Here is a 14807-nt window from a genome sequence, read left to right as displayed (position 1 = left end):
GCCGGCCTCAAGCTGTTGCTCGGGACCAAAAATTATTGAAGTACGAAGTAATCGTAGCGCATCGAAACAGTGACCTCGAACGGCTCGGCCTGTTCGATAACCGCCGCCCGGCGTTCGGCACTGGCGCGCCAGCCGTGGGGTGTCATGGCCAACAGGTTCGCGCGATCCTGACCACTGACCAACGTCAGTTTGAACGCCAGGGTTTCGCTGTGCTGCAGCGCCATGCCTTCCGGCACCAGCGCCAAATGCTTGTCATCGGTGTACTCGCGGACTTCGTCGTACAGTCGCTCGCGCAATTCCATCAGATGGCCGCTGGTCGGCCCCACTTTCATCAAGCCGCCGCCGGGGCTGAGCAGGCGTTTGGCTTCTTCCCAGTCCAGCGGGCTGAACACGCTGGCGAGAAACTGGCAGCTGCCTGAGGCCAACGGCACCCGCGCCATGCTGGCGATCAACCAGGTCAGGGCAGGGTTGCGTTTGCAGGCGCGTTTGACTGCTTCCCGGGAAATATCCAGCGCATAGCCGTCGGTATTGGGCAAGGCTTCGGCGATTTGCGCGGTGTAGTAACCCTCGCCACAACCGATGTCTAGCCAGCGCTGGGGCGCGTATTGCGCGGCCAGTTCCGCCAGACGCTTGGCCACTGGCGCGTAATGGCCGGCGTTCAAGAAGTCGCGACGGGCTTCGACCATCGCCAGGTTATCCCCAGGGTCACGGCTGTTTTTGTGCTGCACCGGCAACAGGTTCAGGTAACCCTGTCGCGCACGGTCGAAACGATGCCCTGCGGGGCAAGCCACGCCGTTGTCCACCGCGTTCAGCGGTTCGCTGCAGATCGGACACGCAAGCATCAGGCGAGCAACTTGATCAGGGTCTGGTAATAGATTTCGGTCAGCACATCGAGATCGGCCGCCAGCACGCGCTCGTTGACCTGGTGGATCGTCGCGTTGACCGGGCCCAGTTCAACAACCTGTGTGCCCATGGTCGCGATGAAGCGCCCGTCGGAAGTACCGCCGCTGGTGGAAGCCTTGGTCTCGCGACCGGTGATGTCCTTGATGCTAGCCGATACCGCGTCGAGCAGGGCGCCCGGTTCGGTGAGGAACGGCAGGCCGGACAGCGCCCAGTCGATATGCCAGTCCAGGCCATGCTTGTCGAGAATATCGGCGACGCGCTTTTGCAGGCCTTCGACGGTGGATTCGGTGGAGAAGCGGAAGTTGAACACCGCCACCAAATCACCCGGGATCACGTTGGTCGCGCCGGTGCCGGAATTGACGTTGGAAATCTGGAAACTGGTCGGCGGGAAGAAATCGTTACCGTGGTCCCAGTGCTCGGCAGCCAGTTCGGCCAGCGCCGGGGCGGCGAGGTGGATCGGGTTCTTCGCCAGGTGCGGATACGCCACGTGACCCTGCACACCGCGCACGGTCAATTTGGCACCGAGGGAGCCGCGACGACCATTCTTGACCACGTCACCCACCAGGGTCGTGCTCGATGGTTCGCCGACGATGCACCAGTCCAGACGTTCCTTGCGGGCGGCGAGGCGTTCGATTACAGCCTTGGTGCCGTGATGGGCCGGGCCTTCTTCGTCGCTGGTGATCAGGAACGCGACCTTGCCTTTGTGGTCCGGGTAATCGGTGACGAAACGCTCGGCTGCCACGGTCATGGAGGCCAGGCTGCCTTTCATGTCGGCCGCGCCACGGCCACATAGCATGCCGTGTTCGTCGATCACCGCGTTGAACGGATCGATCTGCCAGGCAGTTACCGGGCCGGTCGGGACCACGTCGGTGTGGCCGGCGAAGCACAGCACCGGGCCTTCGTGTTTACCGTGGGTCGCCCAGAAGTTATCCACCTCTTCGATGCGCATCGGTTCCAGCTTGAAACCGGCATCGCCCAGGCGCTGCATCATCTGCTTCTGGCAATCGGCGTCGACCGGCGTCACGGACGGACGGCGGATCAGGTCGATAGCGAGTTGAAGGGTCGGCGAAAGGTCGGCGTGGGCCGTCATGGAAAGCTCCGATGTGTGCAGCACGATAAACCTGTAGGAGCTGCCGAAGGCTGCGATCTTTTGATCCTGATTCTGAAAATCAAAAGATCGCAGCCTTTGGCAGCTCCTACCGAGTGTGTTGGCATTGAAAAGGGCGATCATTCTAAAGCAAAACAGCGACCCGAAGGCCGCCGTTTGACGTTATCTAATAACGGATCACACCGTTGCAGGTTCCGGCGCAGCCACCGGTTTTGGCAGCGACGACAGGAACGCCATGATCAGCGCCGCCAGGTACGGCAGCGACTGCACCAGCAACATGGTTACCCAGAAGCGCATGTCGTTGCTCGGCAGGCCCTGCACCAGGAAGATCCCCAGTGCCGCGCCCCACAACAGCAACATGATGAACACCTCTTCGCGCGCTTCCGAAATGGCTACCCAGAAGCCGTGGTTATCGGCGTTTTTCGGGGTGCGGAAGAACGGAATGCTGCTGGTGAAGAAACCGTACAGCACCGCTTTGGCGATGGTGTGCGACAACGCCAGCCCTGCCAATGCCGCGCAGAATGCATCCTTGAGGTTGACCCCGACCGCTCGGCGGTAGAGGAAGATGATCTTGCCAACCTTGAACACGAACAGCGCCAGCGGCGGGATTGCGAAAATCAGCAGCGGTGGATCGACCCGTTGCGGCACGATGATCATCGCCGCCGACCACAACAGTGCGCCGACGGTGAAGAAGATGTTCATGCCGTCCGCCACCCACGGCAACCAGCCCGCGAGGAAGTGGTAACGCTGGCCGCGGGTCAGTTCAGTGTCCTTGCCGCGCAGCAGGCTGGCGGTGTGACGCTTGATGATCTGAATCGCGCCGTAGGCCCAGCGGAAACGCTGTTTCTTGAAATCGATAAAGGTATCGGGCATCAGGCCTTTGCCATAGCTGTCGTGGTAATACGCCGCCGACAGGCCTTTTTCGAACACGCGCAGACCCAACTCGGCGTCTTCACAGATGCACCAGTCGGCCCAGCCCAGTTCCTCGAGCACCGAGCGCCGGGTCATGGTCATGGTGCCGTGCTGGATGATCGCGTCACGGTCGTTGCGGGTAACCATGCCGATGTGGAAGAAGCCTTTGTATTCCGCGTAGCAGAGCTTCTTGAAGGTGCTTTCGTTCTGATCGCGGTAATCCTGTGGCGACTGCACCACAGCGATTTTCGGATCGGCGAAGTGCGGCACCATGTGCTTGAGCCAATTCGGGTCGACGCAGTAGTCCGAGTCGATCACCGCAATCACTTCGGCATCTTTGGCGGTGTGTGGAATCAGGTAATTCAGCGCGCCGCCCTTGAAGCCAGCCAATGGCGCCACGTGGAAGAACTTGAAGCGCGGGCCGAGGGTCTCGCAATAATCGCGCACCGGTTCCCAGACCGCCGGGTCTTTGGTGTTGTTGTCGATGATCAGGACTTCGAAGTCCGGATAGTCGAGGTTGGCCAAGGCGTTGAGGGTCTGTTTGACCATCTCCGGCGGCTCGTTGTAGCAAGGCACGTGAATCGAGACTTTCGGTCGGTAATGCGAATCGCCGACCACCGGCAGGAATTCACGCCGGCGTTTGTGGGTCCAGACCGCTTCGGCCAGTTCATGGGCTTCGGTCAGCAGAACAATAAACACGCCGAGTGCACCGAGGGCGAGCAGGAAGCCCACCGTCAGGCTGAACCAGGTGCTGTATTGCTGGCTGTAGTCATAACCGATCCACACCAACACCGAACCGCACAGGAACGCGATAAAAGTCAGGAAGGTGCGGCCACGTTGACGCAGGGCCGAGCCGTCGATCATCAGCAGGGTCAGCGACAGCAATGCCAGCACTACGGAGCCGATAGCCAGCACGCGCCATTGCGGGATTGCAACGACCGGGCCTTCGAAGTTGAATTTCTGCTGGCGTGCGGCGTTGAACACACCCCAGTACGCGCCCACCGAACCTTCGTCGCTGGCTTTCCACGGTTGGTCGAACGCTTCAATCACGAAGTAGTTGAAACCTTGGCGGTTGAGCTTGTTGACCAGCGTTCGCAGGTAAATCGCCTGGTCCGCCGGCGACGCATCGGCGCCACCGCGCATGCGGCCGTTGCTCGGCCAGCCGACTTCGGAGAGCAGCAGCGGTTTTTTCGGGAACATCTTTTTCAGGTCCCGGGCACGGTCAAGAACGAATTGACCGGCCTTGTCCACCGGAACGAATTCCCAGTAGGGCAGTACGTGAGCCGCGATCAGGTCGACGTGCTTGGCCAGACTCGGGTTTTCTTCCCAGATGTGCCACTGTTCAGAGGTGGTGACCGGAACCTTTACGGCCGCGCGGACGCGATCCAGGATCAGGCTCAGCTCTGCTGCAGTGATTTCCTTACGGAAGATCGCCTCGTTACCGACAATCACACGAACCACGCTGCGCGAGGTGTTGGCGATTTCGATGGCGCGGGTGATCTCGCGCTCATTGCGCTCTTCATCCGGGCTGATCCAGATACCCAAGGTCACCCGCAGGCCGAATTCTTCCGCCAGCTTGGGAATGTTCTCCAGCGTGCCGTCGACCGAGTAGGTCCGGATGTTGTCCGTCAGCTTGCTCATGATCTCCAGGTCGCGACGCATTTCATCGTCGGTCGGGTACTGGGCTTTTTGCGGGTACTGGCCTTGTTGAAACGGCGAGTACGAAAAGCCGGAGATCTGTTCAGGCCAGTTGGGGGCGGTGACGGGGCGATTGACCAACGCCCAGAAACCGGTGAACAAGGCGGCGATTGCAAGAACCACGACCAGGTTGAGTCCAAATTTACGCGATGACATAGCTATTTCAGGTTCCAGGGGCTACTGAACGAAGGAACAGTCGGCGGCCGGCTGCCAAGGGGCGGGGCGCGCATCCTACACCGGGCGTTCACTGACCGTACAGCGGACAGGGAAAGGCCGGACGTTGGGCAATCCAAGTCGACTTAAGTTCTTTGACCGGGGCGCTATAGCCCAATTCCAATAAATTTGTCGTCAATTGAAGCCCTCAAGACTGCCGTCCATAGCCCAAAGGTGCTCTTGACCGCCGACGGCCCTATAATGCGCGCCGGTTTTTGGGGTAATGGTCATGAGTACAGAAGATCCGCGGTTTGCTGGCATCGCCCGCTTGTATGGCATCGAAGGTCTGGAGCGTTTGCGTGCGGCCCATGTGGCGATCGTCGGCGTCGGTGGCGTAGGTTCCTGGGCGGCGGAAGCTGTTGCCCGCTGTGGCGTTGGCGAGATTTCGCTGTTCGACCTGGACGACGTTTGCGTCAGCAACGTCAACCGTCAACTGCATGCGCTGGACAGCACCGTCGGCAAGCCCAAGGTCGAGGTAATGGCCGAGCGCCTGCGCGGGATCAACCCGGACTGCACCGTTCATGCCGTAGCGGATTTCGTCACCCGGGAAACCATGGCCGAGTACATCACGCCGAACATCGACTGCGTGATCGACTGTATCGACAGCGTCAACGCCAAAGCCGCGCTGATCGCCTGGTGCAAACGTCGCAAGATCCAGATCATCACCACCGGCGGCGCGGGCGGGCAGATCGACCCGACACTGATTCAGGTCTGCGACTTGAACCGCACGTTCAACGATCCGCTGGCGTCGAAAGTGCGCTCCACGTTGCGCCGCGACTACGGCTTCTCCCGCACCGTGACCCGTCACTACAGCGTGCCCTGCGTGTTCTCCACCGAGCAACTGCGCTACCCGAAACCGGATGGCAGCATTTGCTTGCAGAAGAGTTTTGTCGGTGATGGCGTGAAGCTCGACTGCGCCGGCGGCTTTGGCGCGGTGATGATGGTGACGGCAACGTTCGGCATGGTCGCGGCGACCAAGGCTGTGGATAAGATTGTGGCCGGGGTTCGGCGCCCGGCGGATCGGGTCAAGCCTCAAGCTGAAACGTAAATCCGCGTAGGAGCTGCCGAAGGCTGCGATCTTTTGATTTTTCGCGTGACCACTGGCGCCGAAGATCAAATGATCGCAGCCTTCGGCAGTTCCTACACGTCGCTCAGGCTCCGCATCCGCTGTAGCACGGCGTTGAGGCCATTACTGCGGGACTGGGACAACTGGCGCCCCAGCCCCAGCTGATTAAACCAATCCGCCAAATCCACCTGCTGCAACTCAACGGCGGACAACCCATTGACCCGCGCCAGCAGCAGCGCCACCAACCCGCGAATCAAGCGTGCATCGCTGCTGGCGCTGAATTGCCAGTGCCCGTCCTGCAACGCACCGACCAGCCACACTTGGCTTTCACAGCCATGCACGCGGTTGGCCTCGACTTTATCCACATCGCTCAACGGCGGCAGGCGGTCGCCCCATTGCATCAGCAACCGCGCCCGCTGTTCCCAGCTTGCAGCCTGCTGAAAAGTATCCAGCGCGGTGACGGCATCGGCGGGCAAGGTCATCGTAACAACTCCAGCGCCTGATCCAGCGCAGCAAAAAAGCGCTCAAGGTCTTCGGAGTCGTTGTACAACGCCAACGACACCCGAATCGCTCCGGCCAGCTCAAAGCTTTTGAGCAATGGCATGGCGCAATGATGACCGGCACGAACGGCGATTCCCTGTTCGGTCAGCAAATGCGCCAGATCGGAGTTATGCACACCCTCAACGACAAAACTGGCCAGTGCCAGTTCCGGCTTGCCCAGCAGACGAATGCCGTTGCGCGCCTCAAGGCCTTTGAGCAAATAGTCATGCAGCGCCGCTTCATGGGCGGACACGGCGTCCTGATCCAGCCCGGCCAGATAATCCAGGGTCGCCCCCAGGCCGATCGCGCTGGAAATCGGCGGCGTACCCGCTTCGAACCCCAGCGGCGCAGGACGAAAGCGTGCGTCCTGGTAGTTGGCATCCAGCACCATTTCGCCGCCGAACTGCCAGGGGCGCAGTTGCTTGAGCGCATCATGACGGCCGAACAGCGCACCCAGGCCATCCGGGCCGTAGAGCTTGTGGCTGGAAAACACATAGAAGTCGCAACCCAGCGCCTGCACGTCATGCCGGCCATGGACCACGCCTTGAGCGCCGTCGACCACGGTCAGCGCGTTGTGCGCTTTGGCCATCGCCAGTAACGCGGGCAACGGCTGCCAGGCGCCGAGCACGTTGGACAGCTGACTGACTGCCAGCAGGCGGGTACGCGGGCCGATCAGGCGAGCGGCGGCTTCAAGGTCAATCAAACCGTCGGCATCCAGCGGCAGGATCACCAGTTTCAAGTCGCGACGGTGGGCCAATTGTTGCCACGGCAACAGGTTGGCGTGATGCTCCAGGGCGCTGATGGCAACTTCATCGCCGGGATTGAGTACGTGTTCCAGGCCATAGGCCAGGAGGTTCAGCGCAGACGTCGCGCCGTGGGTAAAGATGATCTGCCCGCAATCGCCGGCGTTGAGCCATTGCGCGACTTTGCTGCGGCTGTCTTCGAAGGCCTGGGTGGCATGGGCGCCGGGCAAGTGTTGCGCTCTATGCACGTTGGCCGCGCCGTTGGCGTAGTAATGCGCCAGTGCATCCAGCAGGGCTTGAGGTTTTTGCGTGGTGGCGGCGTTGTCCAGATAAGTCTGGTCTTGCCGTTGCAGGGCGGCGATGGCCGGGAAATCGGCGCGCCAGGGAGAAGGAATCATCATGCTATCGGGCCCTGCTAAACATGGGCGAGGTGTACGCCTGACCCTGTGGGAGCGGGCTTGCTCGCGAAGGCGTCCTTAAGGTCGCCAAAAGCTTCGCGAGCAAGCCCGCTCCCACAGTTGATCGGTTGGGTTGCTGCAGCAATCAGTTGTGAGCGTGCAGCGCTTCGTTCAGTTCGATGGCCGATTTGTGGGTTTTACATTCCACGGCACCGGTCTCCGAATTACGACGGAACAGCAGGTCAGGTTGACCAGCCAGTTCACGCGCCTTCACGACTTTGACCAGTTTGTTGTGTTCGTCCAGCAGCGCCACTTTGGTACCAGCGGTCACGTACAGGCCCGACTCAACAGTGTTGCGGTCGCCCAACGGGATACCGATGCCGGCGTTGGCGCCAATCAGGCAACCTTCGCCGACCTTGATCACGATGTTGCCGCCACCCGACAGAGTGCCCATGGTCGAGCAACCGCCGCCCAGGTCCGAGCCCTTGCCGACGAAGACGCCAGCGGACACACGGCCTTCGATCATGCCCGGGCCTTCGGTGCCGGCGTTGAAGTTGACGAAACCTTCGTGCATGACGGTGGTGCCTTCGCCCACGTAGGCGCCCAGACGGATACGTGCCGCGTCAGCGATACGCACGCCGGCCGGTACCACGTAGTCGGTCATTTTCGGGAACTTGTCCACCGAGAACACTTCCAGCAGCTCGCCGCGCAGACGGGCTTCCAGTTGATGCTCGGCCAGTTCGGCCAGGTCGATCGCGCCCTGGCTGGTCCAGGCGACGTTCGGCAGCAACGGGAAGATCCCGGCCAGGTTCAGGCCGTGCGGCTTGACCAGGCGATGGGACAGCAAATGCAGCTTGAGGTAAGCCTCGGGCGTGGAAGTCAGCTGAGCGTCTTCGGCCAAAATGGTGGCGACCAGCGGCTTGTGGCTCTCGGCCAGGCGGGTCAGCAGTGCCGCTTGTGCCGCGTCGATGCTTTTCAGCGCTTCGGCCAGTTGTGACGCCTGAGCGGTGCTGAAGGCGATGGCCTGATTGCCGTCGGTGTAGCCCAGGACCGGCGCAATGGCAGCGATCAGTTCGGCCGACGGGTTGAGCAGTGGCTGCGCGTAAAACACTTCCAGCCATGCGCCTTGACGGTTTTGAGTGCCAACACCAAAGGCCAGGCTGAACAGGGTAGTGGACATGTTGATACCTCTAACAAAATGGAACGGGCTGCCTTACTTGAGTGCGGCCGCGTAGATATCTGGCTTGAAGCCAATCAGGGTTCGGTCACCGAGATCGAGCACCGGGCGCTTGATCATCGAAGGTTGTGCGAGCATCAGTTCGATAGCCTTGGGCTGGTCGAGATCGGCTTTGTGTTCGTCGTCGAGCTTGCGAAAGGTCGTGCCTGCACGGTTCAACACCACTTGCCAGCCGTGCTCGTCGCACCATTGGCTCAGGTGTTCACGGTCGATTCCGGCCGTTTTGTAATCATGGAAGTCATAGCTGACAGCGTGTTCATCGAGCCAGGTGCGCGCCTTTTTCATGGTGTCGCAGGCTTTGATGCCGAAAAGGTGCAACGTTTTGCTTGAAACGGTCAAGGAATTGCCTCCTTTGCAGGTGCTGGAAAAAAAGGTGAAGGATTATGCCATGGCCTTTCGGTTAAAGCGCAAAACCTGTGGGAGCGGGCTTGCTCGCGAAGGCGGTGTGCCAGGCGGAGTTGATGGCGACTGGCACACCGATTTCGCGAGCAAGCCCGCTCCCACATTGATTTTGCGGTGTTCCAAAGATGCGACATTGGTACAACGGTCAGCCCGCAGTCTAAGTGGCCAACATGTCACTTCGAGGCGGCCATTCATGCGCTCGAAACCGAGGAGGTCAACCCGCAGGACGCCGCCCAGGCTTCGCTGGCGGCAGAGCTGAAGGCACGGATCATGTCCGAGTATCGGCATCAACTGGAGGTGTTCAACGATTCGGCGGAGGCCCAGGCGCTGGCGTTTCAGATGGACTTGCTGGAGCGGCGTCTGCGCTTGAAGGCGCTGCGGGCGCAGCGCCTGGAGTTGTACAGCCGCAACACGTCATCACCAGATTGGCGATGACGTGTTGCGGGAAGTGTTGGGTGAACTGGATTTGAGTGAGGCCAACTTGGGGGCGATTAAGTAGGCGAGCAGCAAAAACTTACCTGGCTACTAGTTGTACCTGAATAAAATATCCTTATTTGTTGAGTTCAGGGGCCAGGGTTTATGGATAAGCTTTTTTAATAAACGCGATGTCACCTTCGCTGATGCTCCAACTTGCAGTTAGTTGCCGGTCGCCGAGGGTGAGTTCATCAAGCACGTCATAGTGCATGACTGACTGTCGGTCGTAGGGTGTATAGGTTTGACCTGGAATACGATCAAAGGGGAAGACGTTGGCGTCAACTTCCTGCCTGGATAAACCGCCAGTCCTTGCATAATAGTCGTATGTTTTTTCACGATCCCAGGGGATCCCGGCATCGGGATGTTGGTGCTCGTGCTGCAGGCCTAGCGCGTGGCCAAACTCATGGGTGACCATCCCCTCGTAGCCCGGCGAGGAAAAGTAGGTACCCAGATGCATTGATGCGTCGTGAGGGTGGCCTGTGAGTGCGTCTGTGCCGATTCTTGAGCTTCCGCTGTTTTTGAGCAATGGCTGAAAATTAACCCGGATATCGCCCAGGAATTCCTCTGAGTTATAGATGTCCTCTTCGTCCATTTCCAGGAACTCGAAATTTAGATTGATGTAAGGTGACCATTTTATCGCACCATTTTTCACAGCCTCGAATGAATGCTCGTTGTATTTGAAAATCAGGACTTTCAGAGTTCTTCCAGGGGTCCAGAATCTGGTGTGCTCACCGACGCCACGCTTTTTCCTACCCCCGCTGTCAGGCGTGACATTGCTGGAGCGCTCGCTGATTGCGGCGTTATAAGAGTCGAGAAGATTCGTAGATGCAAAGCTCTTGCAATAGGTAAGTGTGCTCATGTTTTATAGGTGTCCAATGATTAAATGGACTTTTAAAGTATTTAAATGCCGTGCGACTGTCCGGTTATGTGGTTGTTCCAGTTGTTACAGTAGTTATGTGTGATGGGGTTTTAAGTTGGAGGTTAAATGCCCTGCACCGCATTGCACGGTGCAGGTGCAATAACAACTACTTACTGCGAGTGACTATGAAATCGCGAATCCGCTTGGCGGCTTCAACGCATTCCGCCAGCGGAGCCACAAGTGCCATACGCACGCGTCCCGCACCCGGATTGAAGCCGTCGACTTCACGTGACAGATAAGAGCCCGGCACCACGGTCACATGTTCTTCAACAAACAGATCACGGCAGAACGCCTCGTCATCCCCTTCAACATTCGGCCACAAGTAGAAACCGCCATCGGGCCGCTGTACATCCATGACCGGGCCGAGAATCTCCAGCACCGCGTCATACTTCTCGCGGTACAGCGCACGGTTGGCGCGTACATGCACTTCGTCATTCCATGCGGCAACGCTGGCCAGTTGGGTCTGAACCGGCATCGCGCAGCCGTGGTAGGTGCGATACAGCAAAAAGCCTTTGAGAATGTCGGCATCACCGGCCACGAAGCCCGAACGCAGGCCTGGCAAGTTGGAGCGCTTGGACAGGCTGTGAAACACCACGCAACGCTTGAAGTCCTTGCGACCCAGCTCCACGCATGCGCTGAGCAGGCCGGCCGGTGGGGTTTGCTCATCGAAATACAGTTCGCTGTAGCACTCGTCGGCGGCGATCACGAAGTCGTATTCGTCGGCGAGGGCGATCAGCTTCTTCAGCGTGTCGACTGGAATCAGCGCGCCGGTCGGGTTGCCTGGCGAGCACAGGAACAGAATCTGGCAGCGTTTCCAGATGTCCGGCGAAACGGCGTCGAAATCCGGGTTGAAGCCGTTTTCATCCAGGCACGGCAGGTAATGCGGCTTGGCGCCCGCGAGGAATGCCGCGCCTTCGTAGATTTGATAGAACGGATTCGGGCTGACCACCAACGCGTCGTCACCACGGTTGACCACGGTCTGGGTGAACGCGAACAACGCTTCGCGCGTGCCGTTGACCGGCAGCACATTGCGCGCCGGGTCGAGCCAGCCGTTCGGGACGCTGAAGCGACGTTCGCACCAGGCGGCAATGGCTTCACGCAGGGCCGGAATGCCGAGGGTGGTCGGGTACACGGCCATCTGATCCAGATTGCTTGCCAACGCTTCGGCGACAAAAGCTGGCGAGCGGTGTTTCGGTTCGCCGATGGACAGTGCGATGGCGCGCTTTTGCGGGTTGGGCGTAACGCTGCCGAGCAGGGCGCGGAGCTTTTCGAACGGGTAGGGCTGCAACTGGTTCAGAGCGTTGTTCATGGGGGCCTCGTTCAATGTGGGAGCGAGCTTGTGGCGAGGGGGCTTGCCCCCGTTGGGCTGTGAAGTAGCCCCAAATTCTCTGATATACCAAAGATCTTGTGAGTGCTACGCACTCAAACGGGGGCAAGCCCCCTCGCCACAGGCGCTCCCACAGGGGGGAAGTTATTAATTCAGATACTGATGCGCGACAGTTTGATATCGGGTTCCTGGCTGACGCTCAGCTGTTTGACGATGGCATCCTGCAAACGGCTGCACAGCAACGGGTCGGACAGCGGCTGATTGTTTGCGTCGGTGATGAAAAACACGTCTTCCACGCGCTCGCCCAAGGTGGCGATTTTGGCGTTCTGCAGTGACAAGTCGAATTCCAGGAAGATCGTGCCGATCCGCGCCAGCAATCCGGGACGGTCGGGTGCACTGAGCTCCAACACGGTCACTGGACGCTGGGCATCGTTGTGGATCGTCACCTGTGGCGCAAACGCGAAATGCTTGAGCTGGCGCGGCACCCGACGCTGGATGATGGTCGGGTAGTTGTCCGGGTTGCGCAGGGCTTCGGTCAGGCCTTCGCGGATCTGCTTGACCCGCGCCGGATTATCGCCGATCGAGTCGCCATCGGTGTCGAGCACGATATAGGTGTCGAGGGTGAACTGGCTGCTGGAGGTGATGACCCGGGCGTCGTGAATGTTCAGGTTGAGCTGATCCATTGCCGCCACGGTCACGGCGAAGAAGTCGTGCTGGTCCGGTGCATAAATGAAAATCTGCGTGCCGCCCTCGAACTCGCGCTGGGTGGTTTCTTTTATCAGCACCAGCGGGCCGCCGTCGGCCGGCTGCTGCAGAATCGCGTCAGTGTGCCAGGCCACATCGCCGGCGGTGTGACGCAGGAAGTAGTCATCGCCCAATTGTGCCCAGAGCTGTTCGACATCGTCCGGATCGTTGCCGCCGCGTACGAGAATGTCCAGTGCCGCGCTCTGGGTCTGGCGGATCTGCTCTTCGCGATCCACCGGGTTTTCCAGGCCACGACGCAAGGCGCGCTTGGTCTCGGTGTAGAGCTGGCGCAACAGGCTTGCGCGCCAGGAGTTCCACAGCGTCGGGTTGGTTGCGTTGATGTCGGCAACGGTCAGCACGTACAGATAATCGAGGCGGGTTTCATCGCCGACGGTCTGCGCGAAATCGTGGATCACGTGCGGGTCGGACAGGTCTTTGCGCTGGGCCGTGGTCGACATCACCAGATGGTTCTGCACCAGCCACACGATCAGGCGGCTGTCCCAGATCGGCAACTGGTGGCGCTGGCAAAAGGCTTCGGCATCCACCGCGCCGATTTCCGAGTGATCACCATGCCGGCCCTTGCCGATGTCGTGATAAAGACCGGCCAGGTAAATCAGTTCGGGTTTGGGCAGTTTGGCCATGAGCTTGCTGGCCAACGGGAATTTTTCCGACACCTGGGTGTACTGCAACTTACGCAAGTGCTTGATCAGGTTCAGGGTGTGCGCGTCGACCGTATAAATGTGAAACAGGTCATGCTGCATCTGCCCGACAATGAAGCCGAACTCCGGCAGATAGCGCCCAAGGATGCCGTAACGGTTCATCCGCCGCAGATTGCGGTGGATGCCGATTTTGCACTTGAACAGCTCGATGAACAGGCTGGTATTACGAATATCGTTACGGAAGTCGTCATCGATCAGATGGCGATTCTCGCGCAGCAGACGGATGGTATCGGCGCGTACACCTTTGATTTCCGGTTGCTGGGCCATCAGCACAAAGATCTCGAGCATGGCGAATGGCGTACGGCGGAACACGTTGTCGCTACGCGCCTCGATGTAGCCGTCGTGCAGCTGGAACCGCGAGTTGATCGGCTGTGGCGGTGCTTCGTCTTCGGGGGCCAGGATCACTTCTTCAAAGTGCTGGATAATCAGGTCGCTGAGCTGGGCAATGCTCATGACTACCCGATAATACTGCTGCATGAAGTTTTCGATAGCTTGCTTGGCGTCGTTGCCTTCGAACCCCAATAGCCCGGCGATGGAACGCTGGTGGTCGAACAGCAGGCGGTCTTCGGAGCGGCCGGCGAGCATGTGCAGGGCGTAACGTACCTTCCACAGAAACTCCTGAGACGAGGCCAACAGGGCGTTCTCGCTCTCCACCAGGAAACCTTCGCCCGCCAAGGCCCGCAGGTTCAGGGTGCCGTATTGACGTCGGGCGACCCAGAGAATCGTCTGAATATCCCGAAGGCCACCGGGCGAGCCTTTGACGTTGGGTTCCAGGTTGTATTCGGTGTCGTTGTACTTGTGGTGGCGGGCTTTCTGCTCGGCGCGTTTGGCCAGGAAGAATTCCTTGCTGGGCCACATGTGCTCGGTGCTGGTGACGTCCAGCATGCGCTGGCGCAGACGTTCGGGGCCGCAAATGGTGCGGCTTTCCATCAGATTGGTGACGACCGTCAGGTCTGCACGGGCCTCGACGGCGCATTCGTCCACCGAACGAACGCTCTGGCCGACTTCCAGACCAATGTCCCACAACAACGTCAGAAAGCGCTCGATGGAATCCCGAAAGATTTCGTGATCGGCGCTGTCCAGCAAAATCAGCAGATCGATGTCGGAATAGGGGTGCAACTCGCCGCGACCATAGCCGCCGACCGCCACCAGGGCGATATCGGCGTCTTCGCTCCAGTTGAACTGTTCCCAGGCTTGTTGAAGGATGTTGTCGACAAACCAGGCGCGATCTTCGATCAGCCTGCGAATGTCCCGGCCACTGCGGAACCGCTCGTCAAGCACCTCGCGGGCCTGACGGATCGCCTTCTTGAAAGCAGCAATAGGGCTTGCCTTCAGGGCCAGTTCAGCCTGGAACTGGCCGCGGTCGAAGAGTTCGGGATCCACCTGCGGCATCGATTGGCTTTC

Annotated in this window: 11 protein-coding genes and 1 pseudogene; 2 read left to right on the top strand and 10 right to left on the bottom strand. The window is 59.6% G+C overall.

Annotation, left to right across the window (positions count from 1 at the left end; translation table 11 throughout):
* Positions 1-32: 32 nt before the first annotated feature.
* The 3 genes from ABH909_RS26820 to ABH909_RS26810 all read right to left on the bottom strand — a co-directional run bounded on the left by ABH909_RS26820 (position 33) and on the right by ABH909_RS26810 (position 4777).
* Entirely contained in the window at positions 33-842 is an 810-nt protein-coding gene (locus ABH909_RS26820; RefSeq protein WP_429438905.1) for a putative RNA methyltransferase, read from the bottom strand.
* On the bottom strand, positions 842-1993 hold the full coding sequence (gene dapE, locus ABH909_RS26815) for a succinyl-diaminopimelate desuccinylase (protein ID WP_192344207.1): 1152 nt from the start codon (positions 1991-1993) through the stop codon (positions 842-844). The genes ABH909_RS26820 and dapE overlap by 1 nt, the downstream gene beginning before the upstream one ends.
* Positions 1994-2188: 195 nt before the next feature.
* On the bottom strand, positions 2189-4777 hold the full coding sequence (locus ABH909_RS26810) for a glycosyltransferase (protein ID WP_429438902.1): 2589 nt from the start codon (positions 4775-4777) through the stop codon (positions 2189-2191).
* 280 nt (positions 4778-5057) lie between these two features.
* On the opposite strand from ABH909_RS26810, the gene tcdA reads away from it, so the two are divergent.
* Positions 5058-5882, top strand: a complete 825-nt coding sequence (tcdA, locus tag ABH909_RS26805) for a tRNA cyclic N6-threonylcarbamoyladenosine(37) synthase TcdA (RefSeq protein WP_429438900.1) — start codon at positions 5058-5060, stop codon at positions 5880-5882.
* Positions 5883-5974: 92 nt separating this feature from the next.
* Here the strand turns inward: tcdA and ABH909_RS26800 are convergent, their stop codons facing one another.
* The 4 genes from ABH909_RS26800 to ABH909_RS26785 all read right to left on the bottom strand — a co-directional run bounded on the left by ABH909_RS26800 (position 5975) and on the right by ABH909_RS26785 (position 9103).
* Complete coding sequence (locus ABH909_RS26800) at positions 5975-6382, bottom strand: SufE family protein (protein ID WP_429438897.1); 408 nt, start codon at positions 6380-6382, stop codon at positions 5975-5977.
* Positions 6379-7584, bottom strand: a complete 1206-nt coding sequence (locus ABH909_RS26795; protein ID WP_429438894.1) for an aminotransferase class V-fold PLP-dependent enzyme — start codon at positions 7582-7584, stop codon at positions 6379-6381. Before ABH909_RS26795 ends, ABH909_RS26800 begins: the two co-directional genes overlap by 4 nt.
* 142 nt (positions 7585-7726) lie before the next feature.
* Positions 7727-8761, bottom strand: a complete 1035-nt coding sequence (gene dapD / locus ABH909_RS26790; RefSeq protein ID WP_429438891.1) for a 2,3,4,5-tetrahydropyridine-2,6-dicarboxylate N-succinyltransferase — start codon at positions 8759-8761, stop codon at positions 7727-7729.
* Between the two features lie 33 nt (positions 8762-8794).
* On the bottom strand, positions 8795-9103 hold the full coding sequence (locus ABH909_RS26785; protein ID WP_429440121.1) for an arsenate reductase: 309 nt from the start codon (positions 9101-9103) through the stop codon (positions 8795-8797).
* A gap of 297 nt (positions 9104-9400) precedes the next feature.
* Here ABH909_RS26785 and ABH909_RS26780 point away from each other — a divergent pair.
* A pseudogene (locus ABH909_RS26780) lies at positions 9401-9719 on the top strand (Na+/H+ antiporter); the annotation flags it as partial.
* 78 nt (positions 9720-9797) lie between these two features.
* Here ABH909_RS26780 and ABH909_RS26775 read toward each other — a convergent pair.
* From ABH909_RS26775 to ABH909_RS26765, 3 genes are all read right to left on the bottom strand, one after another.
* Positions 9798-10553 (bottom strand): M12 family metallopeptidase, encoded by a 756-nt coding sequence (locus tag ABH909_RS26775; RefSeq protein WP_429438889.1) that lies wholly within the window; start codon positions 10551-10553, stop codon positions 9798-9800.
* A gap of 166 nt (positions 10554-10719) precedes the next feature.
* Positions 10720-11922: a succinyldiaminopimelate transaminase gene (gene dapC / locus ABH909_RS26770; RefSeq protein WP_429438886.1), complete on the bottom strand. Its 1203-nt coding sequence runs from the start codon at positions 11920-11922 to the stop codon at positions 10720-10722.
* A gap of 170 nt (positions 11923-12092) precedes the next feature.
* A complete protein-coding gene (locus ABH909_RS26765) occupies positions 12093-14795 on the bottom strand; it encodes a [protein-PII] uridylyltransferase (protein ID WP_429438884.1) in 2703 nt (900 codons plus the stop codon).
* Positions 14796-14807 lie beyond the last annotated feature (12 nt).

This window comes from Pseudomonas sp. BS3782 TE3695 (genome assembly GCF_050435305.1).
Classification (GTDB): domain Bacteria; phylum Pseudomonadota; class Gammaproteobacteria; order Pseudomonadales; family Pseudomonadaceae; genus Aquipseudomonas.
Note: the sequence above shows the minus strand (reverse complement) of the source record. Positions and strands in the feature narration are given on the sequence as shown.

Bases quoted from the DNA above. Each gene is read 5' to 3' on its own strand.
- ABH909_RS26765 (WP_429438884.1), bottom strand. From the start codon at position 14,795: ATGCCGCAGGTGGATCCCGAACTCTTCGACCGCGGCCAGTTCCAGGCT.
- tcdA (WP_429438900.1), top strand. From the start codon at position 5,058: ATGGTCATGAGTACAGAAGATCCGCGGTTTGCTGGCATCGCCCGCTTG.
- dapE (WP_192344207.1), bottom strand. From the start codon at position 1,993: ATGACGGCCCACGCCGACCTTTCGCCGACCCTTCAACTCGCTATCGAC.
- ABH909_RS26800 (WP_429438897.1), bottom strand. From the start codon at position 6,382: ATGACCTTGCCCGCCGATGCCGTCACCGCGCTGGATACTTTTCAGCAG.
- ABH909_RS26785 (WP_429440121.1), bottom strand. From the start codon at position 9,103: ATGAAAAAGGCGCGCACCTGGCTCGATGAACACGCTGTCAGCTATGAC.
- ABH909_RS26795 (WP_429438894.1), bottom strand. From the start codon at position 7,584: ATGATGATTCCTTCTCCCTGGCGCGCCGATTTCCCGGCCATCGCCGCC.
- ABH909_RS26810 (WP_429438902.1), bottom strand. From the start codon at position 4,777: ATGTCATCGCGTAAATTTGGACTCAACCTGGTCGTGGTTCTTGCAATC.
- ABH909_RS26775 (WP_429438889.1), bottom strand. From the start codon at position 10,553: ATGAGCACACTTACCTATTGCAAGAGCTTTGCATCTACGAATCTTCTC.
- dapC (WP_429438886.1), bottom strand. From the start codon at position 11,922: ATGAACAACGCTCTGAACCAGTTGCAGCCCTACCCGTTCGAAAAGCTC.
- dapD (WP_429438891.1), bottom strand. From the start codon at position 8,761: ATGTCCACTACCCTGTTCAGCCTGGCCTTTGGTGTTGGCACTCAAAAC.
- ABH909_RS26820 (WP_429438905.1), bottom strand. From the start codon at position 842: ATGCTTGCGTGTCCGATCTGCAGCGAACCGCTGAACGCGGTGGACAAC.